Here is a 22,461-nt window from a genome sequence, read left to right on the forward strand (position 1 = left end):
TTATGTATAGATACAGCCGGGATTTCGCTGAGGGCAGCTCACTATCTTCAATAATCCCTGGAACAGCAGCCGCGCGGGGCAGGCGCGAATGGCCCCGCTCACTAGTCACCGCCCATAAACGCGCGAAGAGCGCGTTGTGCTTCACTCGCGCGAAGACAGTCCATGAATTGATCGACTTCGCTGTCGATGACCTTGGCAAGGGGCTGTCCCGGGTTCAATTTCATCATCGCTTTGGTCTGCTGTAATGCGAGTGGCGGTTTTCCAGCCAACAACTCTGCCATTGCCCAGCTTCGAACAATCAGTTGTTCCGTCGACAAAACGGCATTAACAATCCCCAATCGCTCGGCACTCGCAGCATCGAAGCCGCTTCCGGTCATCAGCAGCTCCGATGCGCGCCGATGGCCCAACATCAAGGGGAGCAGCGCGCTGCTCCCGCCTTCGGGTACCAGGCCAAGGTCCACGAATGGAAGTCGGAAACGCGCGTCGGTTGCTGCGTAAACAAAATCAAAATGGAGTAGCATCGTTACCCCAATGCCTACTGCAATCCCATTCACTGCTGCTACCACCGGCTTTCTCTGACGATTCAACTGCTGCAAGAAAAGGCGTGCAGGGCTATCCAAAGCCCCATGCCGCGCCGCCGCCAAAAAATCTCCAATATCGTTGCCAGCGCAAAAACTGTCACCGGTGCCGGTAATATGAATGACTGCGACTGTATCGTCCTTATCACCCTGCACGAATAGACGGGTCAACGCTTCGTACATTGCCGTACTAAGAGCGTTCTTTTTTCCCGCTCGATTGAGGGTGATCGAAAGTATTGTTCCAATGCATTCGCTTTGAATAAGCTCGTCCATTCCGTTTTATCGCACCTTTGGTAAGTGGGTGAATCACTCCGTGCCATCGATGGCCACCAGCGTTCAACGGATTACTCTTGCCACCCCAACTGCCAACCAATTTTATTTAGAGACGCTCAAACAGCGCGGCAATGCCTTGTCCACCACCGATACAAAGGCTAACCACCGCGAAGCGCCCCTTAATGCGCGCCAACTCGTGCAATGCCTTCACGGTAATTACCGCACCCGTGGCACCGATAGGATGACCAAGCGAGATGCCGCTGCCGTTGGGGTTGAGTTTGTCACCGGGAATACCCAACTCTTTTGCCACCGCCAATGCCTGGGCGGCAAACGCCTCATTGACTTCCCATAGATCGATATCGCTCACCACTAGGTTGGCGTTCTCCAGCAACTGCCGGATAGCCGGCACCGGTCCAATACCCATGTATTTAGGATCCACTCCCGCAAAGCTATAACCCACCAATCTGGCCATGGGCTTAAGCCCCCGTGCCTCAGCCTCCCCCCGCTCCATCAACACCAGCGCCGCAGCCGCATCGTTGAGGCCGGAGGCGTTACCGGCAGTGACTGTTCCATCCCGTTTGAATACCGGCTTGAGCGCAGCCATATCTTCAACCGTACAGTTATGGCGAACATGTTCATCCGTATCGAACAGCGTTACCCCTTTGCGGGACTTCAATTCGACTGGCACGATCTGCTCTTTGAAAAAGCCTTGCTCGATGGCGCGCTGGGCGCGATTGTGGCTTTCGTACGCTGCTTGATCCTGTTCCTGGCGGCTGATGGTCCACTTTTGCGCAATGTTTTCTGCAGTCATCCCCATATGCACATTTTCGAACGGGCAGTGCAGCACTCCCACCATGGCATCTACCAATTGACCATTACCCATTCGGTAACCAAAACGGGCGTTGGGTACCCAGTAAGGCACGCGACTCATATTCTCCGCACCACCCGCCACCGCAACGCTACAAACGCCGGTCTCTATCTGCTGGGCAGCGGTAATCACCGCCTGCAGGCCACTGCCGCACAGGCGATTGACAGTGACAGCGGGTGTTATGTGCGCCAGTCCACCCTTAAGGGCGGCCACTCGCGCCATGTATGCATCAGAAGCCTCAGTGTAAATAACATGGCCAAATACGCAGTGCCCGACTGTTTCAGGTGCGATACCTGCACGCGCGACCGCTTCACGTACTACGAGCCCTGCGAGCTCACCAGGCGGCTCCGCTTTGAGGCTTCCACCCAATGTACCGATGGCTGTGCGTACTCCACTCAGTACCACCACCTCATGCATTTTCATGAATAAATTCCTCGGTGCGCCAACGTCGGTCGGCTAAAAAATCGACATGATCAAATTTATGACGACCGCCGTACTGCCCAACTGCCAAGTCCCAAATTTCACTCTTTGAAGTCTCAATGCAGCCAGAAAAATACTCAGAAGTTCAATAATTTCAGCACTGCATCAACGCTGTCCTTGGCATCCCCGAATAGCATGCGTGTGTTATTTTTATAGAACAGTGGATTATCGACGCCAGCGTAGCCGGAGCTCATGCCACGCTTGAGCACGATCGTGTTTTTTCCTTTCCAAGGCTCCAGCACCGGCATTCCGGCGATGGGACTATCAGCCTCTTCTTGCGCCGCCGGGTTAACGATATCGTTGGCACCGATCACGATCGAGACATCCACGTTGGGGAAGTCTTCGTTGATCTCATCCATTTCGTAGACTATGTCGTAGGGCACCTTGGCTTCTGCGAGTAGAACGTTCATGTGGCCCGGCATGCGGCCGGCCACGGGGTGAATACCAAAGCGCACCTTGACGCCATTCTCACGTAATTTCTTGGCAATTTCGTACACGCTATGCTGCGCTTGGGCAACTGCCATACCATAGCCCGGCAAGATCATCACATTCTTGGCGCCGCCCAACAGATCGGCCGTCTCTTGGGCATCGATTGCCTGAACCTCGCCGGCTACGCCTGCCGGACTTGCCGAGCCAACGCCCTTGCTTGAGCCGGCACCGAAGCCACCGAGGATGACGTTGATGAACTTGCGATTCATCGCCTTGCACATGATGTAGCTGAGAATGGCACCGCTTGAGCCCACCAGGGCGCCGACCACAATCAGCAAATCATTGCCGAGCATGAAGCCCATAGCTGCCGCGGCCCAGCCGGAATAGCTGTTGAGCATCGATACCACCACCGGCATGTCAGCGCCGCCGATCGCAACGACCATATGTACACCGAATACCAGCGCGACCAGGGTCATCAGCACCAACCAGACTAAACCATCGCCCGCGACTGAGCCTTCGATGAAGAACATCCCGAACAGGATCGCCAACACGGCCATGCCCGCATTGAATAGATGACGGCCCGGAAGCTGCAGCGGCTTGCCACTGATTCTGGCGCTGAGCTTAAGGTAGGCGGCGACAGAACCGGAGAAAGTCACTGCACCGATCAGAATGCCTATATAGGTCTCGACATCATGGATGGTCTTCTCGACATTGTTAATGACACTGCCATGGTCCATTGCGTTGGCATACCCGACCAAAACCGCTGCCAAGCCGACCAGGCTATGAAGGATCGCAACCAACTCCGGCATCTGAGTCATTTCGACTTTTTTTGCCAAATACCAGCCGATACCCCCGCCTGCGACCATGCCGGCGATCAGGAAGTATTGGTTATGGGCCACCAAGCCGAAGACGGTGACTGCTATCGCCAGACCCGTACCCAACATCCCGTAAAGGTTGCCCCGACGCGCACTTTCCTGATGGCGCAGACCGCCCAGGGCCAGGATAAAGAGTGCGCTGGCACCAATGTATGAAGCTGTGATGACACCTGTATTCATCTTAGGGAACCTTATTTGCGGAACATCCGCAGCATTCGCTGGGTAACGGCGAAGCCACCGACGATATTGATGCTGGTGAGAAATACGGCCAACGCCGCAAGTATCACCACCGGCTGACTGTTACTGGATATCTGGATTAGCGCGCCGATGACGATGATGCTACTGATCGCGTTGGTGAGGCTCATCAGGGGTGTGTGCAGCGAATGGGATACACCCCAGATCACCATGTAACCGACAAAGCAGGACAGCATGAACACTGTCAGGTGGGCCATGAACGCCGGCGGTGCCACTGAGCCAAGACCTAACAGCGCAATGCCTGCCAGTGCTAGCGGCGCAAGAAATGTCAGCGGACTTGCCGGCTTGGGTTCGGCTTTTTGCAGTACTGCGTTGGCCTTATTGTCCGTATCAACCTTGGGGGCGACCGACAGGCGCGGTGCGGGCGGTGGCCAGGTCACTAGACCTTCCTTGACTACCGTTGCACCCCGGATCACTTCGTCATTCATATTGACGAAAATCTCACCGTTCTTCTCAGGGCACAGCTCCGTCAGCAAGTGGCGCAGGTTGGTGGCATACAACTGGCTGGACTGCGCTGCCAAGCGGCTGGGTAGATTGGTGTAACCGATCAAGGTGACGCCGTGCCTTACAACCACCTCGTTGGCGACCGTCAGTTTGCAGTTACCACCTGCCTCCGCCGCCAGATCGACGATGACACTACCCCGCTTCATGCTGGAAACCATTTCCTCGGTGATCAACTCAGGGGCAGGTTTTCCCGGGATCAGGGCGGTGGTGATGATGATGTCGACATCCTTGGCCTGCTCAGCGAACAACTCCATTTCAGCTTTGATGAATTCTGGGCTCATGGTCTTGGCGTAACCGCCTTGGCCGCTGCCGTCCTCACCCTCGAAATTGAGCATCAAGAACTCGCCGTCCATGCTCTCGACTTGTTCTTTGACCTCGGGACGAGTGTCGAACGCACGCACAATGGCGCCCATACTTTTGGCCGTGCCGATGGCGGCCAAACCCGCGACACCGGCACCGATCACCAGCACCTTGGCCGGCGGGATCTTGCCGGCGGCAGTGATCTGGCCGGTGAAAAAGCGACCGAAGTGCTGTGCTGCCTCGACTACGGCACGGTAGCCGGCGATGTTGGCCATGGAGCTCAGGGCATCCATTTTCTGAGCGCGGGAAATACGAGGTACCGAGTCCATCGACAACGCCGTGACGCCTCGACGGGACAGCTCTTTTAGCATCTCGGGGTTCTGGGCCGGATACAGGAAGCTGATCAAGGTTTGCCCCTTGCCCAGAAGCTCTACACCATAAAAACCCAATTCCGGATGCTCAATCGGTGGGCGTACCTTCATGACGATATCGGATGTGCGCCATAGCTCTTTCGGATCTTCGATAATGTCCACGCCCGCTTCACGAAACTGATCATCGTCGAAATTGGCCAGTGCACCGGCGCCGGTTTCAATGGCCAAACTGAAGCCTAGCGCCTTCAACTGTCTGGCGACTTCCGGGGTCAGTGCTACGCGCGCTTCCCCTTCGTCTATCTCCTTCGGAACACCTATTCGCATCGGATTCAAATTCATTATTTAACTCTCCGAGTACATTTAAAAACCACGACACAAAGCAATTTCGGAAAACCCGAAAGTTGCTGAGAGCGCGTTATTGATAAGAAAAACCAGGTAAAAACTGTTATCAGTCTTTTCGTTTGCCTTCAAACAAGGCCTATTCAGACCACCGCCAGCTAAAAATGAAAACTGTATCCAACTGATGCCACGATCAAATCCGTATCGATCTTATTGCCCGCACTCACTCCAGTTCCAACCGCGGGCGAGTCAAAAGTGTATTCCACGCCAAATGTTAATTCGTCACCATCGGAAAAGGTTTTCGTCGCCCCGATGGAGGCTGCTTTCGAATTGATCGCAACCAACATAAGATTCCTTACCGTATCGTCAGAATCAAATGTACGATTCGCGTAACTTACACCGGCACGAACTGCCCAGCTGTCATTCACCGCATAGTTAAGCCCGATCCTCCGAACTTTCTGATCGTTCCATCCAAACAGGGGGGCAAACTGCGTCCCCCCCCAGCGAATTCGAAGAAAATCGGCAGCCAGCGTGAGCTTAGGGGTTAAGTTAACAGCAACGCCAATCCCATATTGCTCCGGCACATCCAACGCGCCGTTAGTGCCGGCGAGAGCTTGTTCGCCGTAACCATCGAAGGAACCCATTTTGATTTTTGAGCCATACATGGCGCCGAACGACCAGATATCATTGGCTCGCCACAGGACCCCAGTGCGCCAGCCAAGTCCCGTTGCGAATTCGTACCCGTCGTGTGTCACTCCTGGAAAATTTTCGAGATTAATGGCCGAGACTGCTGGAGCAAGAGAGAAACCAATTGCCAAATCCGGAGTGGGTTTATAGGTGACTGTCGGCAATATAATTTGTGTGATGACAGTTCCCTTCGTTCCGTCGCTTCCGCCGGTAGCAATATTGTTGTCATACTCAAAACCGGCGCCATTGGAGGCGTTTGAAAGACCTATCGTCCACTGTTCATTGAGAACATGGTTGTAACCAATCTCCGGGGTAAAACTGACGCCCGCACCATGGTTTGTCATCGGTCCACTACGACTGTCCGTATGATCCCAAAGCGCTTGCGTACCAAGATAAAGTTGGTCCCCGACATAAGCCATCCCGGCGGGGTTATTCGCCGCGGCCATGGCATCCTGTGGAAAAGCGATAGAGGCGCCCCCCATTCCTTGGGCCTTACTTCCATAACCGGTCAATTGCAATCCGTTCACTGCACTAGCTTCACCGCCCAGAATAGGCAGCAGAACCGCCGCGCAACTTGTGGCCAGGTACTTAACTTTCATGATTCACCCTCTAATTATTATTTTTATTCAGGTAGTGCAATTGGGTTATTTTCTAGGACGCAACAGTCGACGCATCGCGATCTAAGCCGGAAGCTCGATTATTTTTTCATATGACCCAAAGTATTCGAAAACTCAGGCAAGACAATGTTCGGTTTTAATGGACAGTATTCTCCTCGTTAAGTAATTCCGCTACGCGTTCACGCAGGATGTTTTTCTGGATCTTTCCCGTGAGAGTCTTGGGCAAGTCTCCAAATTCAAAATGCTTGGGTGTCTTGTACCCAGCCAATCGCTCCTTGCAAAAAACGATTAAGGCTTCGGGGGTCGGCCTGACAGTGTTCGGCTTCAAGGTGATGAATGCCATCGGTGTTTCGCCCCATTTAGGATCAGGACGTGCAACTACGGCGGCCTCCATAACGTCCGGGTGCAGATAGAGCACCTCTTCGATTTCAAGGCTCGATACGTTTTCCCCGCCGGAGATGATGATGTCTTTGGATCGGTCCTTGATCTCAACATAGCCATCAGGATGAGTGACCCCCAGGTCACCAGTTCGGAACCAACCACCTGTGAAGGCCTTGGCCGTGGCTTCTGGATTCTTGAGATAGCCTTTCATCGTTGTATTGCCGCGCACCATGATCTCGCCGATGGTCAGGCCATCCCAGGGCAAGGGGACCATGTCATCAGGATTGCGCACCGAAACGTCCCCGACCAAAGGATGTGGGACGCCCTGTCGAGCCATTAGCCGTGCGCGCTCTGAGAGCGGTAAATTGGCCCACTCTTTCTGCGGCTCGCAAATGAGGTTCGGGCCGTAGGTCTCGGTCAGGCCATAAAGATGGGTGACAGAGAAACCCAGATCCTCCATCGCCTTAATCACCGCGCTTGGGGGAGCAGCGCCACCAGTAGCAATCCGCACCACATGATCGAATCTGCGACGGTCGGACTCTGGCGCATGAATCAACATCGACAGCACCACAGGCGCAGCGGCCAGATGGGTTACGCTATGTTTTGCTATCAGATTAAAGACCGTTGCCGGCTCGGTCTTTCGCATACAGACTTGAGTGCCGCCGACAACAGCCAGGGCCCAGCAATGCGTCCAGCCGTTGCAATGAAACAGCGGCAGCGTCCAAAGGTAGGTGCTGCTCGGTCCGAACCCCATCGACAAAGCGTTGCCAAGTGCATTCAGTGCCGCCCCTCGATGGGAATAGACGACTCCTTTGGGATCGCCTGTCGTGCCCGAGGTATAACTCAGCGAAATGGCCGCATCTTCGTCAACGATCTCGGGTAGCTCACCACAAGGGTCTCCCTTCGCCAGGAACGCTTCATATCCTTTAGTGTGATCGTCTTCCACAATATCAATGACCAAGATATCGAGGGAGCTATCGGATCGCACGGCATTGGCGACTGCTGCAAACTCTTCATCTACAAAGAAAACACGCGCCTGGGCGTGGTGCAGTATCGCAATAACGGCATTGGTGTCCAGGCGTGTGTTGATAGTGTTAAGCACCGCACCGGCCATTGGCACAGCAAAATGCGCCTCAATCATGGCCTGCACATTTGGCGCCATGATCGACACCACGTCGCCTGCTCCAACCCCGGATTTGCACAGCACATCGGCCAGCTGGTGACAGCGTCTGTTCATTTCGGCGTAGGTAGTACACCGGTTTCCATCAATAACGGCTGCCTTGGTCGGAAAAACACGAGCTGCGCGCGCCAGCGTGCTTATAGGTGTCAACGCGATTTTGTTCGCGGGGCCCGGGATAAAGTCGTCAAAAGCTGACCGGACTATGTGTTCAAACTTTTCCATAGCTTTCACTCCTTGGAGCAATGCTCATGATCGCTTTGTAACCTGCAACCCGATCAGTGTTGGAAGCCTCACATTGCCGATGTCCCGGCCCGCAGCCGAAACAGGGGAAATGCTGCTCCACAGTGAGTCACCGCTTGAGAATGGACTCAGGCATATCGAACGGGCGCTCTATGTTGATCAGGAAATACGATTTGCCCCGACAAGCACAAAGAGTACCGGAACCGGCTTATCTGATCGGTTGCGCCATGCATGGCGGGTGCCGTTCTGAACGATAACGTCATGCTTTTTGACCAGGGTGGTCGTACCGTCATCCAGCTCCATGATCAGTTCGCCATCAAGCAAAATGCCGTAGTCGACGGTGTCAGTTGTATGAAAGCCCGGGTTTTGCGCCTCAAACTTGCAAGCGAAACCAGGCAGTTTCCCAAGGAACTCCCCCCCCGCAGCCATAGGATCGAAATCCGGCGCCATCATCACCGAGTCAGGAGGAAACACCACGACCATGGCTACGCTGCCGCCCGGCGCCGGTGTCCAGCAGGTGACCGAATCCGTAGGGTCCGTTGCCGGCTTACCTACACTTTGATCAGGAGCAGTCGTCCAGAGAAGTGATACGTGCATCTCTGGGGTATGGTTGAAATCATGGCTGGTCGCTGGCTGTCCATCGGACAAAATGACTGATTTTCCGGCGTCATCGTACCCGGTCACAATACGGCGAAATTCCATCAGGTTTCTCCTCGCAGTCGTTAATGCACAATAACGATGTTAGTGAAACCACCGTCCCGAACTTCGAGCGCTGCAAGGGCTTCATCGACCTTTTCAATCGAATAACTCTGATGCTCGAAAACCTGCAGGTTCAGTACACCCGCCTCGGCCATATCGGCCATCGCCTGCCCTTCAGCGGTAGTGAACCAAAGCGAACCAAGAATGGACTTCTGGTGAGTCATCAGATCGACGGTGTCAATTGGAAGTGGCTCAAAAAGGCCACCGGTGTTGACGTAAATGCCCCCACGACGCAACGCTTTTATGGAGGTCACCACAGACTTTGCAGGCGCGTTGGCTCCCAAGCATTGGATGATCACATCCACGCCCAGGCCGTGCGTATTCTGCAAAATTTCTTCGACCACCCCTTCTCCCGCAACCAAGGCATGTATGCGGTTTGGGGCGACGGATTTGAGCCTTGCGAGGAGGTCGGTATTCCGACCAGTAACAAAAATTTTTGCCGCCCCCATGGCGAGCGCGCAAATCGTTGCGCCAACACCCAGAGTGCCCGTGCCACCGTCGATCATGACTGTTTGACCGGCTTGCAGGTTCGCCTTGCGCAGACCGGAATAAGCTGTGCCGATGTAGCCAAATCGCGCGGCGGCCTCATAGCTGACGTTGTCTGGAAGCTTTACCAGATTACGTGCGGGCGCTGTCAGGAATTCCCCGAAACCGCCATACGGATAGTCCTTGAACATATCAACCGAGCCCGGACCGAAGCCGAAATACCCCATGAAGGTATAGGCCGAGCAATTCACATCTTGCCCAGCGCGGCAGGCTGTGCAGCTTCCGCAAGAAAGGCCGGGGTTCACATAAACCCGATCGCCCGGTTTGATGTCCTGACGCACTCGCTCTCCGACCGCTACGACCACACCAGCAGAGTCCAAACCGTAGGTAGCGGGAAGCTCTGCCATCGGCAAAGACGGGAACCATTGAGCGAAATGGTGGATGACGTTGGGAAGATTCGGGATCACACCCGAAGCTTTCACCTGAACAATCACGTCAGTATCACGAATTTGCGGCATAGGTACTTCGTCGACCTGGAACTGACCACCGGGTTCATGCAAACGAGCAGCACGCATCATTGGTTTGAACATTATTATTTTTCTCCGTGTCAGATTTATCGGCAGTTATGACTGCTTTTGTTTTATGGTCCGCAGACTCGTCTCCCGCGAACTCCGTTCGTTATGCACTCACCAACCTTTACTCAAAATACCAGCCAGGCAACATCGCAGGCACAACGATGTGATTAGCGAGCCGCATCATGGATTGACCTCATATCTGGACCCCGGAGGAAGTGGATCCTTGGGATCGACGAAAATATCAGGTAGAAGCGCGGTATTTGGATCATTGCGATAGCGATCAAAATTATTCACCCCTTCCTCTGACAGAACGTCATCATCCAGCACAAAATTTCCAGTGAAGATGCGGGCATCGCGGCAAAGGATGGCGTAGGCGGCATCCGCCATAATCTGGGGAGTACGTGATTGACGCAGCATGGCATCGCCGCCCAATGCGAACTCGACTGCGGCTGTCGCCACCGTTGTGCGGGGCCACAAAGCATTGCAGGCAATGCCCTCTTCACGCAGTTCCTGCGCCAGCCCCAACATCACCATCGACATGCCATATTTGGACAAAGTGTAGGGCAGGTGCTGAGCGAACCAGTCGGCGCGCATCTGCAACGGCGGTGATAGCGCCAGAATATGAGGATTGCTGCTTTGACGCAGATACGGAATGCAGGCGCGTGAGGTCACGAATGTTCCACGCATATTGATCTGCTGGATAAGATCAAACCGCTTCAACGCGATGTCCGAGCTCTTGGACAGGTCGATCGCTGAAGCGTTGTTGATGCATGCATCGATGCCACCAAAACGTGCAACGGTTTCGGCTACGGCTTCCTTTACTCGATCCTCGTCGCGCACGTCCACGATGAGAGGCAGTGCCTTGCCGCCTGCCGCCTCGATGGCCTCCGCCGCCGAATAGATCGTGCCTGGCAGCTTGGGATGCGGTTCGGCGGTTTTAGCAGCAATCGCGACGTTTGCCCCATCGGCCGCAGCGCGCAGAGCAATGGCAAGGCCAATTCCGCGGCTTGCCCCAGTGATGAATAGAGTCTTACCCGCCAGGGGCTTATTAAAGGCACTCATGCCACGCCCTCTTCGGAGTTGACGCATTCAAAACTGGTGATCTGATCTGCCCCATCAGAAGACACAACTTTCGCTCGCCCGGTCAGAACATCAAATACCTTGTCGACATCAAACGTCTTACCGTTGTCGCGCCAAGCCACATGATGATCAGGGCGCACAATAACAGCACGTGATGCAAAAAGTTCTCTTAGTTGAGGATCGTGGATGTGATGAATGACGAGGGGAATCCCTCTTTTTTCCGCGGCGGCTTGAAAGGTCTTCGAGAGAGAGTCGCCCTCAGTCTCGATAAGCGTGTAAACCTTATCGACGAGGTCTAGTGTCGAACGACCATCCATTAGCCAGGCATGCGGAAGCCTGTGACCGGGACGAGCCACTTGGGTGTATTGAACGATATCGTCAGCAGGTTCGGGTGAGCCATCATCTACAATCACAGGTGAACCGGAGTAGCGGTAGCCCAGCGGAGTGCCCAAGGAGTTGTATTCGCGCTTGAAGACCCTCGTAATCAGCTCACCGATCACTTTACGCGATGCGTCACCTTCAGCGTCTTCTTGATTCAGATTCGGGAGATGCTGATCGATGGTCGGCTTCACCCTCCCCCAATCACGATACAGCTCACCAGCCATGGCTGCGGTCCGCGCCGCACCCATTTTCCGATCATATTCATAGCTATCGAGTAATGCTTCATCGGCCCAGCCTTGGAGCACCCCGGTCAACTTCCATCCGAGGTCAAATCCATCCAAGATTCCGGTATTCATTCCGTGACCACCAGCAGGCGGCATGGTGTGCGCGGCGTCTCCTGCGATGAAAACCCGCCCATCGCGGAATCGCTCTGCGGTCCGCTCTCGATTCAGCCAAGGTAAAAGCTCGGTCAGATATTTGAACTCGACCTTCTGTCCGACTACTTGCTCGACGGCCTCATCCATGCGTGCCTTGTCGACTTTGTCTGGTTCGGCGACCAACACAATGCGGAATTGATCAATACCGTCATAGGGCAGCAAGGTCACTGACACACCGTTATTTGTCACTGCGGTATAACGACCACCGATGCGCGGCCGGGCAAGATCAGCGATTTCCTTACTTTGGATAATCGCCTCAGCCGAATGCCCATAGATGCCGGAGCACTGGTATTGAACACCAATTTTCTGGCGTACTTCGCTACGAGCGCCATCACAACCCACCAAGTATTTTGCGCGGATCGAGAAAACATCACCGCCCTTCAGCGGCTGAACCTCAATCGACACTCCATGCTCATCCTGGGTCATGTCCAGGAATTTATGCTCCCATAGGAATTCAACCGAATCGAAACTGCCTGCCAAGCGATGGAGGATCGGGTTGAACCAGCTTTGTGGGCAACGCTGCGCAAAGGTCGGGCTTTCTTGCGGCGGCTCCATCTTGCTAATTGCAGCCCATGGAATCCGCGCCAGTTCGTACCCAACGAGGGAGGTCAGGTAGGCAGCGTCCTGAGGGTGATCCGCCGGCCATCCGCAACCGCGCAATTGATCAGTAATACCCCAAGTACGGACCAACTCCATGGTTCGAATGCTGATCGCGTGCAAGCGCGGATCTGTGAAAACACCGTCCGTCATTTCGACAATGATGCATTTTATGCCACGGCGACCCAATTCCGTAGCCAGACCACATCCAACAGGTCCGGCACCGACCACCACGACGTCCGCATCGATAGTAGCTTTCTGCATGCAGAAGTCTCCTCACTATTGTTTTTGTTGTTAGCCCGCGCCACAGACCTACCTGGACTACCAGCAAGCCCTGAAGCTCACCGCTACAGCAGTCCCAGGATGACATCCTTCGGCTGACTTGTTATGCCTAACGTTAGCACAAAAAAATCAAAATAAAATCCCCACCTCAGTATTATTCAAAAAAACAGAAGGTAATCCCCCTTAGATCCGAAATATTTAGCAGCGAAAAGCGCACCACGTCTGCTATAACGTTAGCACAAATGAAGCACTCATAGTCGTCACCCTCTCGCAGTTGAGTTCAGTGCAACGAGACCAGATTCCAGCAACGCTGGAGCCGGCGACGACGTGATCAATTCATTGATCAACCACATCCGTCCACGCTTCCATAGGGCACCAAAATGACTGAATTTGTCCGCGATCGAGAAATCGAATTCTTGCTTTATGAGTTTCTCGATACGACAGCGCTCCATGCGCGCCCGAGATACGCCGAGCAAGACCGAACGATTTATGATGAAATTCTGCGCTCAGCACGCGCTGCTTCCGAACGCTACCTGCTGCCCTTCTATCAGAAGGGCGACGAGAAGGAGGTGCAAATGGTGGACGGCGCAGTCGTCTCAACACCTGAAGTCATCTTGGCGTGGCGTGCGATCTGCGATGGTGGCTTCATGGACATGTCCGCCGACGTCGACGCTGGCGGACTGCAAGTACCCGAAGTCATTTCACGGGCAGTGCAGACGTATTTTCAAAGCGCCAACACCAGTTTCGCGGTCTATCCATTCCTTACGCAGGGCGTCATCAATCTGATTCGCAGCTTCGGGACTCAGGCGCAGCAGGAGCTATGGATTCCGCAACTCGTCAGCGGTACGTCCATCGGCACCATGGCCCTTACGGAACCGGCGCAAGGCTCGGCACTTGCCGACATAACTACACGAGCCGAACCACAAAAGGATGGAACCTGGCTCATTTTTGGGCAAAAGATCTATATCTCCGCCGGTGATTCGGATGTGGCGCACAACATAGTTCATATGGTTCTCGCCAAAACGAAGGGCGCGCCAGCGGGGGCCGCGGGCATCTCACTCTTCCTTACGCCCAAATGGCTTCCCGACAATGAAGGCAAGTTGTCGAAGCGCAATGATGTGCACCTTGCCGGTGTGCTGCACAAAATGGGGCAGCGCAGCTCGCCCACTACCGCCCTTAGTTTTGGCGAAAACGGGGGGGCAGTCGGCTGGCTGGTAGGAGAAGAAGGTAAGGGGCTGGCAGCCATGTTTCAGATGATGAATGAAGCACGGATTGGCGTGGGCATCATCAGCGCCGCACTGGCTTATCGGGGTTTTCTCTATTCGCTTCATTATGCGAGCGAACGCCCGCAAGGCCGGCTGCCGTCTAGCAAGGACCCGAAATCGCCGCAAGTGATGCTGACCAAACACGCAGACGTGCGCCGTCTGCTCCTGATGCAGAAATGCTATTCCGAAGGAGCACTGGCACTGTGTTTTTTTGCAGCATCCCTGTTTGAGGACCAACATACACATCCAGATATTGAAGAACGCAAGCGCTCAGGCCTATTGCTTGATCTGCTGACGCCCATTGTCAAATCGTGGTCCGCAAAATATGGCTGCGCATCGAACGATCAAGCAATCCAGATATTGGGAGGAGCGGGTTATACGCGGGAGTATATCGTCGAGCAGCTGTTCCGCGACCAGCGGATCAACCCAATCCACGAGGGCGCCGAGGCCATTCATGGACTGGATATTCTCAGCAGGAAAGTACGAATTTCTGGAGGCGCTGCAGTCAATGCATTTGCCGCCCAGGTAACTTCAACGATCGAGGCAGCGGAACGCTCGGACCAAGATCTCCCAGGATTGGCGCGCGACCTCAAAAAACGATTGGAACGCCTGATCCGCCTCACCCAAGACTTGCTTGAGCGCCATACCAAGGATGCTGACGAGGCCTTGGCCAATGCAACTATTTACCTCGACGTATTCGGTCGCGTCTGTGTGGCCTGGCTCTGGTTGAAGCAAGCAGTGGTGGCGCAGGAAAAGAAAGATACGACGCAAAACGAAGCACTCTATTACGAGGGCAAGCTGACAGCGGCGCGTTATTACCTTGAATGGGAATTGCCACAAACAGATCGCCAGATGGACCTGTTAGAGACCCCAAACCTCATTCCATTCAGGGCAAACCCAAAGACGTTTTGAGGTTCCGATTTTAAAAACAAAAGGGCCGATGCAGAAGCACGAAAGATGGCATCAAACGTGTTTCATGCATCGGCCAAACCAAATACCAGACTATTTACGCGACGCCTCATAGCGCAAAGCACATTGCCAAGCGATCGCCGCAAGCGGACCCGCCTTAGCCCCAGTCTGAGTGGCATCCTTCGCTGCTGCTGTTCCGTCTGCAGCGCGCTGGGCAATCCCGTGCAGGATTGCTGCCATCCGAAACAAGTTGAACGCCATGTAGAAATCCCAGTGTTCGAGCGCACGCTGGCGGCCAGTTGCCAAGACGTATTTGCGCACGTAATCGGACTCCTCAGGTATTCCGAGTCTGGCAAGATTCAGCCCTGCGATCCCGCGCCAAAGCGTGGGGGGAATGTGCCATCCCATACAGTGATAGGAAAAATCCGCCAGTGGATCTCCCAAGGTGGACAGCTCCCAGTCAAGGATGCCAATCGCCTTGGGCTCAGTCGGATGCAACACGAGATTATCCAGGCGAAAATCGCCATGAACCAGGGTTGTTTCATCGTCGGTGGGAACGTGCTCCGGCAGCCAATCCATCAAACGCCGCATGTCCGCGGTGATCGGCACAGTAGCCTCGCTGCATTGACGCGACCAACGACGAACTTGCCGTTCGATGTAGTTGCCCGCCACGCCGTAGGTCTCAAGTCCAATCGCGCGGTAATCAACCGCATGAAGACGCGCGATCAGACTGTTCATCTCGCGATAGATCGCAACGCGCTCATGCGCAGACATCCCGGGCAAAGACTGATCGGTAATCACCCGCCCAGCAAGGAATTCCATTAGGTAAAACTGCGCTCCCAGAATGCTCTCGTCCTCGCAAAAGGCCAGCATCTCTGGTACCGGAATGCTTGTTTCACCCAGAGCCCGCATGACACGATATTCACGGTCGACCGCATGTGCTCCCGGCAATAGCTTGCCTTCGGGTCTTTTGCGAAGTACGTATTTTCGGGTTTTGGTTTCAAGGCAAAAGGTCGGATTGGACTGCCCACCTGTGAGCGGAACAGCGATCAAACCATCTGCCGCAAGCCCCTGACCCGACAGATAGGATTGCAATGCGGGGATATTAAGTGTCTTAGTCATAGCGTACTCACCAGATGACCTGCATCTACCGGCAGCGTTGCCCCCGTTATCGAGGCACCTGCATCACTGGCAAGGAGCAAAAGTGGGCCATCTAAATCTGCCAGCTCTACAAAGCGACGGCTTGGAATACGTGACCTAAGTTTGTCCCCCTGCTCCCCGAGCAAAAAATCACGATTGAGAGCTGTGATGACATAACCAGGCAGGAGTGCATTGACTCGAATGTCATAACGCGCCAGCTCTAGCGCCAATGCCTTGGTGGCCTGAATAACGCCCGCCTTGGAAATCGCATAAGGCGCAACGCCACCGGCTACCCGCTCCCCCAGAATTGAGGCAATGTTGACGATACTGCCAGCACGTCCGACAGACACCATGCGCCGGGCTGCCTCTGTGGCGACGAGCCAGGCTCCTTTGAGGTTGGTATCCATCACCAGGTCAAAGTCAGCCGGAGTTTGCTTGAGGGCGGATTGGGTAACAGTGACGCCAGCGTTGTTGACGACAACGTCCGGCACACCCCAGTCGGCAATTTCGTCAAAGCATTGGCTTACGCTGGCCGGATCGGTTACATCCAAGGCCACTGCACGAGCCTCTCCCCCACTCTCCGAGATTTCGCTAACCAATGCTTTAAGCTTTTCCACGCTGCGTGCAGCCACAACCACTCGTGCGCCCTGAGCCGCGAGAAGCCGAGCGAAGTGATCGCCCAGACCACTTGATGCGCCAGTCACTAAAGCTTGCTTGCCAAGCAGAGAGAAACAATCAGATCCGCTCATTGCGTCGACTCCTTCGCATCTTCAAATGCCTTGATGATCTTGCGCGCCATACTCCAGCGATGCACTTCATTCGGGCCATCATAGATACGGAATGCACGCATATCGGTGAAGATGCGCATGGCGGCGGTTTCACCAGTCATACCTTGCCCCCCCAGGATCTGCACCGCACGATCAACCACGCGCCATTCAGCCTCCGAGCAAACCACTTTTGCCCGGCTTGATTCAAAATTGCATTGGTTACCTTGATCCATCATCCAGGCGGTATGCCAGATGTGAAGCCGGGCGGTTTGAAGGTCCATGTCGTTGTCGGCCAACATGAATCCCACGCCTTCGTGCTTGCCAAGTGGCCTGCCAAAGGCTTCGCGGCGGCTTGCATATTCCACTGCCAGATCATGAGCGCGGCGTGCTTGTCCGAGCCAGCGCATGCAATGGGTTAGACGAGCAGGTGCCAGACGGACTTGGGCATAGCGAAATCCTTTGCCAACTTCCCCAAGGACGTTTGCCGCAGGCACCCGTAGGTTACTAAAACGTAAAACACCATGCCCACCGGTGAAGCAACGATCCATCGCATCCATCTTGCGTTCTAGCGTAATGCCATCGGCGTCCATATCACTCAGAAACATCGTCGCATCACCGCCCTCCGTTCGAGCCATGATGATGACGTAATCGGCGCCATCAGCACCGGTGATCAGCCATTTCAAACCATTGATGATGAAGGTATCGCCATCGCGAACAGCACTGGTCTGGAGCATGCTTGGATCTGCCCCCGCCCCAGGGGAAGGCTCGGTCATCGCAAAACAAGAGCGAGTTTGCCCCGCGACTTGCGGGCGCAACCAACGTTCCTTTTGTTCCTGTGTAGCAACCGCCTCCATCAAGTGAATATTGCCCTCATCGGGTGCGTGAATATTCATTGCAGTGGGGCCGAGCCACGAATAGCCAGCCTCTTCAAATACCACCGCCTTTTCAATGTGGCTGAGACCCAAACCGCCCAGCTCTTTACCTGCATGTGGCGTCAAAAGTCCTTCGGCGCGGGCCAGTTCGACCAGATCTCGGCGCAAATCTGCGCTTGGACCATGCGCGCCTTGGCGTGGATCATTTTCAAAAGGAATGATCTTGTCAGCAATGAATCGCCGCGTGTGATCACGCAGGCTTTCAAGCTCAGGGGATAGATTAAAGTTCATCATGTCATCCGTCTGCGTCAAGGAATGGCGAGTTGCGTCGGGTTATCAGCACTTCTTTCGAAGTCTGCCTAGGTAGTCGATCTTTCCAATGTCGAGGCCTTGCGCGCGCAAGATGGCGTAGCCTATGGAGGTGTGGAAATAGAAGTTCGGTAACGAGAACGAGAGCAGGAAATTTTCAGCCGTAAACTCGGCTTGGTAATCCACCGCCATGAAGAGAAGGTCCTTATCAGCAAAAGCATTGACTTCATCCTTGTCTAAAGCTGACAGCTCTTCAATCGCTATATCCACGCCCCCCTTCATTGCACCGAAGCTTTCAGGCCACGAAAGGTCGGGCGAAAACCGGCCCCGGCGCACCGCATTGATAGCGCCACTGGAATGGCTTATAGCGGCCTTGACCTGATAGCTCAGCGGGCGCATATCAAGCGCCAAACGCGCATTGATCAGCACTTGTGGCTCCACTCCGCACACTGCGCAATGGTGCTCGGCCTTATCCATCAGACCGGACATGGATTCCAGAACTTGTATCCAGGAAGGCACCAGCGCATCAAAAAGTGAAACTGTCATAGGCTCTCCTTGCATTCCAGGACGGTGTTCTTCGGAGCCTCGCCCTGGGAGAGCACATTGCGAAGCCTCTCCCGAAGCGTCACACGTTCACCAGCAATCTTGTTGGCGTGGTCGGCGCGCACATGCCCATAGCCACGAATTTTCTCAGGCAGTGAAGCCAGGGCTAACGCATCAGCAATGCCTTGTTGCCTACCCGTGCACTCATTAATCAGAACCAAATCCTCCTCATAGTTCTTGAGAAGCTCGCGCGCCAATTTGCTTTCCGCGTTGTAGCGGAACGGATCAATCAGCGTTCCGCGAATGGCTCGAATCGATTTAAGAGCCCGCATGATCGGGAACACCCAGGAACCTACTTCGCATTTTTGTAGGTTTCCCGTGACGGGGTCCCTCTTTGAAAACGGCCACGCCCCAAGGTTTAGGTGCAGCCGGTAGTCACCTTCAAATTGGCTCTCGACCTCTTCGCGAAACGCGGGGGAAGAGTAAATCCGCGCCACCTCATACTCGTCCTTGTGCGCTAGCAACTTGTAGTAATACCGCGCTACGGCACTGGCCAAAGCGCCCTCGGCCCCCATTTCAGCATCTTTGTCCTGTGCACGTTTCACAGCGCTCGTATATCGCTTGGCTAAAGCCTTCCCCTGATATGCGATGAGACGCGAGCTGCGATCTTCAACGATGTCATTCACGCCAGGATTGGGCTCAATGATCCGCACAACACTTTCATTGCCCGACCTGGCTTGGCTCATCCACTCGCGGCGAACAGCCTCTGGATCGACAGCCATGCGACGTCCCCATTCAAAACTCTGAATGTTGAAATCCACCTTCACTCCGTTGAGCTCAATCGAATGATGAAGCGACTTGAGGCCGACAGGGACACGCCCCTGCTGCCAAGCAAAGCCCAGCATGAACATGTTCACTGCGAGGGTATCGCCCATCAGGCCTGTCGCTATGTGGCTGGCCTCAAGTGTGTGAATCTTCCCTCCAGTCGTCACGCTTAAGCGCTCTATTAGCCCCTCGGCATTGGCCTTCCAGTCAGGTCGTTTAGGGAAGTCCGAAGTTGGCGCTATAACAGAATTGATGACGGCATGGCTCCGGCTGAGGCTTAGCTTGCTGACCGCCTCTTCACCGGAAGCCACAATCAGGTCACAACCGATGACAAGATCTGCCTCGCCCAAACCTAACCGGGAGCTTCGCAGCGTCTCGCCTGCTGGAGCAAAACGCAGATGAGACATCACAGCACCGTATTTCTGAGCGATGCCCGTCACATCAAGCACACTACTTTCACGCCCCTCAAGGGTTGCAGCCATATTCAGGATTGCCCCGATGGTTACAATACCTGTGCCTCCAATACCGGCAACGAGCACCCCATATCCGCCCTTGGTATCGGGCAGAATCGGCTCCGGCAAATCGCCCCATCTGTCTGAGGCATTCGCGCTGACACCTACCTGGCGTTTAAGCTTTCCGCCGCGGACAGTCACGAAACTTGGGCAGAATCCCTCAACACAGGTGAGATCCTTGTTGCAGCTCGACTGATTGATTTTTCGCTTGCGGCCCAATTCTGTTTCGAGCGGCTCAATCGACATACAGTTGGATTTTCGACCACAATCGCCGCAGCCCTCGCACACCTCGGCATTGATCAAAACACGCCTCGCCACATCGATTGCAGGGTTGCGTTTGCGTTGGCGCCGTAGCTCAGTGGCGCAGGCCTGGTCGTAAATCAGCACCGACACGCCCTCAAACTCACGGAGCTCTCGCTGCACCGCATCCAGATCATTGCGAGGGCGCAAATCGACGCCTGGCGCCAGACTGACTCCGTGATAGCGCGTCACGTCATCGGTTACGAGCACGATCCGCTCCACCCCCTCGGCGCGGACCAGATCAATTGCACGCGGGACCGTTAGCTCACCGTCCACGAGCTGCCCGCCGGTCATCGAGACATATCCGTTATAAAGCAGTTTGTACGTCACTCTCACTCGGGCGGCGACTGCCTGTCGAATCGCCATGCTTCCAGAATGAAAAAAAGTGCCATCCCCGAGATTCACAAAAACGTGCTTTTCGGTGGTGAAACGTGATTGCCCAACCCAGAACATTCCTTCAGCACCCATGTGGGTCACAGTGCCAGTGGTCTCGGGCCGGATCCACATAGCCATGCCATGGCAACCGATCCCAGCCATCGTTCGACTGCCATCAGGCACCACAGTGGATCGATTGTGCGGACAGCCCGAACAAAAATTCGGAGTGCGCAACAGCGCCGGCACATCGAGTGAAAGCCCGCCACCCTCCTCGTCAGATGCAAGAGCCTTCAGACCAACCAGCCCTGCGATGGTGCGGGAAATGATTTTGGGAGAAAGCTCTCCCGACATTGGCAATAAAGGCACACCTTCAGACGTATGGCTTGCACCAGACGGATCCGCCTTACCCCAAACCTTCACATGCTGCCCTCCCGCTTGCAGGATGGCGCGAACTTGCTCCTCAACAAAGGGCCGTTTTTCTTCGACGATCAATACACAGTCCAGATCTTTCACAAACGCTTCAACGATTTGCGGATCGATCGGATAAGTCATGCCCAGCTTTAGAAGGCGTATACCCTCATTCGTGGCGACTTCATCGGTCAGCCCCAGATCGCTCATAGCGCTGCGCGTATCAGTCCAACTTTTTCCTGCAGAAACGATACCCAACCTGGGTCTGATTGGAGTCAGCATAATTCGATTGAGCCCATTGGCCCGCGCATAAGCGATGGCAGCAGGAACTCGATGCTCATAAAGCCGCGCTTCCATTTCAAGCGGCGGCTCGTTGGCAAGAATATGCACCCCCTTCGGCGCCAGTGTGGGCATGGCGGGGAGTACGGGACGTGCGCGATTCGGGCCGACTTCGACGGTCGAGGTTGTTTCCACGACATCCGTAACCAGTTTGATCGCGACCCAAAGACCTGCATATCGGCTCATGGCGATGCCGTGCAGACCGTAATCCAAAATTTCCTGAGTGTTCGAGGGATACAGGATCGGCATCCCGCAAGCCTTCAACTGCATGTCCGATTGCGCAGATCGAGAAGATGATTTAGCCGCATGATCATCTCCAACCAGAGCAATCACCCCGCCGCTTGGTGCTGTGCCCGCGGTGTTGGCGTGTTGAAAGGCATCGCCACTGCGATCAACGCCGGGGCTTTTGCCATACCAAATACCAAACACTCCATCGACCTTGGCACCGGGATAGAGGTTGACGTATTGCGTCCCCCAAACGGCGGTTGCAGCCAGATCCTCGTTAACTCCAGGCAAGAATTCGACGTTCAGCTCGCTCAGCTTGGCTCTGATCCGCATCAGCTCCATGTCATAGGAGCCCAAGGGAGAACCGCGATAACCAGAGATGAAGCCACCCGTGTTAAGACCAACGCTCTGGTCGCGCCAGCGCTGCTCAAGCGGCAAACGGGAGAGCGCCTGCGTGCCAGACAGAGCGACGACCCCCTCACGCAGCTCATAGCGATCTTCAAGCTTGGTTTGGCGTGGTTTATCTAACACTGCCATTTCGGACTCCAGAGATGTGAACGGCTTTGAGTTTGTTGGCCACGCCGTTACGGCGTGCGCCGGAGTCGGCGGCATCAGCGCATGCCGAAACCGCGAAAACCCAGGACACGCTAAAACGAAAAATCACGTGGGATAGCGCTTTGCAACGCCACTTCACTTAT

General features: G+C 54.8%; 16 protein-coding genes. 1 reads left to right on the top strand and 15 read right to left on the bottom strand.

The genetic code is table 11. The annotated features are described in order from the left end of the window. Positions 1 to 101 precede the first annotated feature (101 nt). The 10 genes from N4Q37_RS06310 to N4Q37_RS06355 all read right to left on the bottom strand — a co-directional run bounded on the left by N4Q37_RS06310 (position 102) and on the right by N4Q37_RS06355 (position 12,956). Positions 102 to 851, bottom strand: a complete 750-nt coding sequence (locus N4Q37_RS06310; protein ID WP_260956101.1) for an enoyl-CoA hydratase-related protein — start codon at positions 849 to 851, stop codon at positions 102 to 104. Between the two features lie 106 nt (positions 852 to 957). Further along, complete coding sequence (gene bktB, locus N4Q37_RS06315; protein ID WP_260956102.1) at positions 958 to 2,142, bottom strand: beta-ketothiolase BktB; 1,185 nt, start codon at positions 2,140 to 2,142, stop codon at positions 958 to 960. A gap of 134 nt (positions 2,143 to 2,276) precedes the next feature. Further along, complete coding sequence (locus N4Q37_RS06320; RefSeq protein ID WP_260956104.1) at positions 2,277 to 3,683, bottom strand: NAD(P)(+) transhydrogenase (Re/Si-specific) subunit beta; 1,407 nt, start codon at positions 3,681 to 3,683, stop codon at positions 2,277 to 2,279. An 11-nt stretch (positions 3,684 to 3,694) separates the two neighbouring features. Next, a complete protein-coding gene (locus tag N4Q37_RS06325; protein ID WP_260956106.1) occupies positions 3,695 to 5,272 on the bottom strand; it encodes a Re/Si-specific NAD(P)(+) transhydrogenase subunit alpha in 1,578 nt (525 codons plus the stop codon). A 158-nt stretch (positions 5,273 to 5,430) separates the two neighbouring features. Beyond that, positions 5,431 to 6,558 (bottom strand): OmpP1/FadL family transporter, encoded by a 1,128-nt coding sequence (locus tag N4Q37_RS06330; RefSeq protein WP_260956110.1) that lies wholly within the window; start codon positions 6,556 to 6,558, stop codon positions 5,431 to 5,433. A gap of 154 nt (positions 6,559 to 6,712) precedes the next feature. Further along, positions 6,713 to 8,359 carry an AMP-binding protein gene (locus N4Q37_RS06335; protein WP_260956112.1) on the bottom strand — a complete coding sequence of 549 codons (1,647 nt, stop codon included), beginning with the start codon at positions 8,357 to 8,359 and terminating at the stop codon, positions 6,713 to 6,715. A 177-nt stretch (positions 8,360 to 8,536) separates the two neighbouring features. After that, on the bottom strand, positions 8,537 to 9,079 hold the full coding sequence (locus N4Q37_RS06340; RefSeq protein ID WP_260956113.1) for a cupin domain-containing protein: 543 nt from the start codon (positions 9,077 to 9,079) through the stop codon (positions 8,537 to 8,539). 20 nt (positions 9,080 to 9,099) lie between these two features. Further along, entirely contained in the window at positions 9,100 to 10,212 is a 1,113-nt protein-coding gene (locus N4Q37_RS06345; protein ID WP_260956115.1) for an alcohol dehydrogenase catalytic domain-containing protein, read from the bottom strand. A 165-nt stretch (positions 10,213 to 10,377) separates the two neighbouring features. After that, the gene (locus tag N4Q37_RS06350; protein WP_260956117.1) at positions 10,378 to 11,259 is read right to left on the bottom strand and encodes an SDR family oxidoreductase; all 882 of its coding nucleotides are present in this window, start codon (positions 11,257 to 11,259) and stop codon (positions 10,378 to 10,380) included. Next, complete coding sequence (locus tag N4Q37_RS06355; protein ID WP_260956118.1) at positions 11,256 to 12,956, bottom strand: FAD-dependent monooxygenase; 1,701 nt, start codon at positions 12,954 to 12,956, stop codon at positions 11,256 to 11,258. The genes N4Q37_RS06350 and N4Q37_RS06355 overlap by 4 nt, the downstream gene beginning before the upstream one ends. 398 nt (positions 12,957 to 13,354) lie before the next feature. Here N4Q37_RS06355 and N4Q37_RS06360 point away from each other — a divergent pair, with 398 nt between their 5' ends. Next, positions 13,355 to 15,151: an acyl-CoA dehydrogenase gene (locus N4Q37_RS06360; protein WP_260956121.1), complete on the top strand. Its 1,797-nt coding sequence runs from the start codon at positions 13,355 to 13,357 to the stop codon at positions 15,149 to 15,151. Positions 15,152 to 15,241: 90 nt separating this feature from the next. Here the strand turns inward: N4Q37_RS06360 and N4Q37_RS06365 are convergent, their stop codons facing one another. From N4Q37_RS06365 to N4Q37_RS06385, 5 genes are read right to left on the bottom strand one after another with little or no spacing between them, the layout of a single operon-like run. Then, on the bottom strand, positions 15,242 to 16,270 hold the full coding sequence (locus N4Q37_RS06365) for a phosphotransferase (RefSeq protein WP_260956123.1): 1,029 nt from the start codon (positions 16,268 to 16,270) through the stop codon (positions 15,242 to 15,244). Continuing rightward, positions 16,267 to 17,037, bottom strand: a complete 771-nt coding sequence (locus N4Q37_RS06370) for an SDR family NAD(P)-dependent oxidoreductase (protein ID WP_260956124.1) — start codon at positions 17,035 to 17,037, stop codon at positions 16,267 to 16,269. The genes N4Q37_RS06365 and N4Q37_RS06370 overlap by 4 nt, the downstream gene beginning before the upstream one ends. After that, positions 17,034 to 18,218, bottom strand: a complete 1,185-nt coding sequence (locus N4Q37_RS06375; protein ID WP_260956126.1) for an acyl-CoA dehydrogenase family protein — start codon at positions 18,216 to 18,218, stop codon at positions 17,034 to 17,036. Before N4Q37_RS06375 ends, N4Q37_RS06370 begins: the two co-directional genes overlap by 4 nt. Positions 18,219 to 18,263: 45 nt before the next feature. Continuing rightward, positions 18,264 to 18,782: a DUF1993 domain-containing protein gene (locus tag N4Q37_RS06380; protein ID WP_260956128.1), complete on the bottom strand. Its 519-nt coding sequence runs from the start codon at positions 18,780 to 18,782 to the stop codon at positions 18,264 to 18,266. Next, complete coding sequence (locus tag N4Q37_RS06385) at positions 18,779 to 22,300, bottom strand: indolepyruvate ferredoxin oxidoreductase family protein (RefSeq protein WP_260956130.1); 3,522 nt, start codon at positions 22,298 to 22,300, stop codon at positions 18,779 to 18,781. The genes N4Q37_RS06380 and N4Q37_RS06385 overlap by 4 nt, the downstream gene beginning before the upstream one ends. Between the last annotated feature and the right edge of the window lie 161 nt (positions 22,301 to 22,461).

Source organism: Pseudomonas citri (genome assembly GCF_025336485.1).
GTDB lineage: Bacteria > Pseudomonadota > Gammaproteobacteria > Pseudomonadales > Pseudomonadaceae > Aquipseudomonas > Aquipseudomonas citri.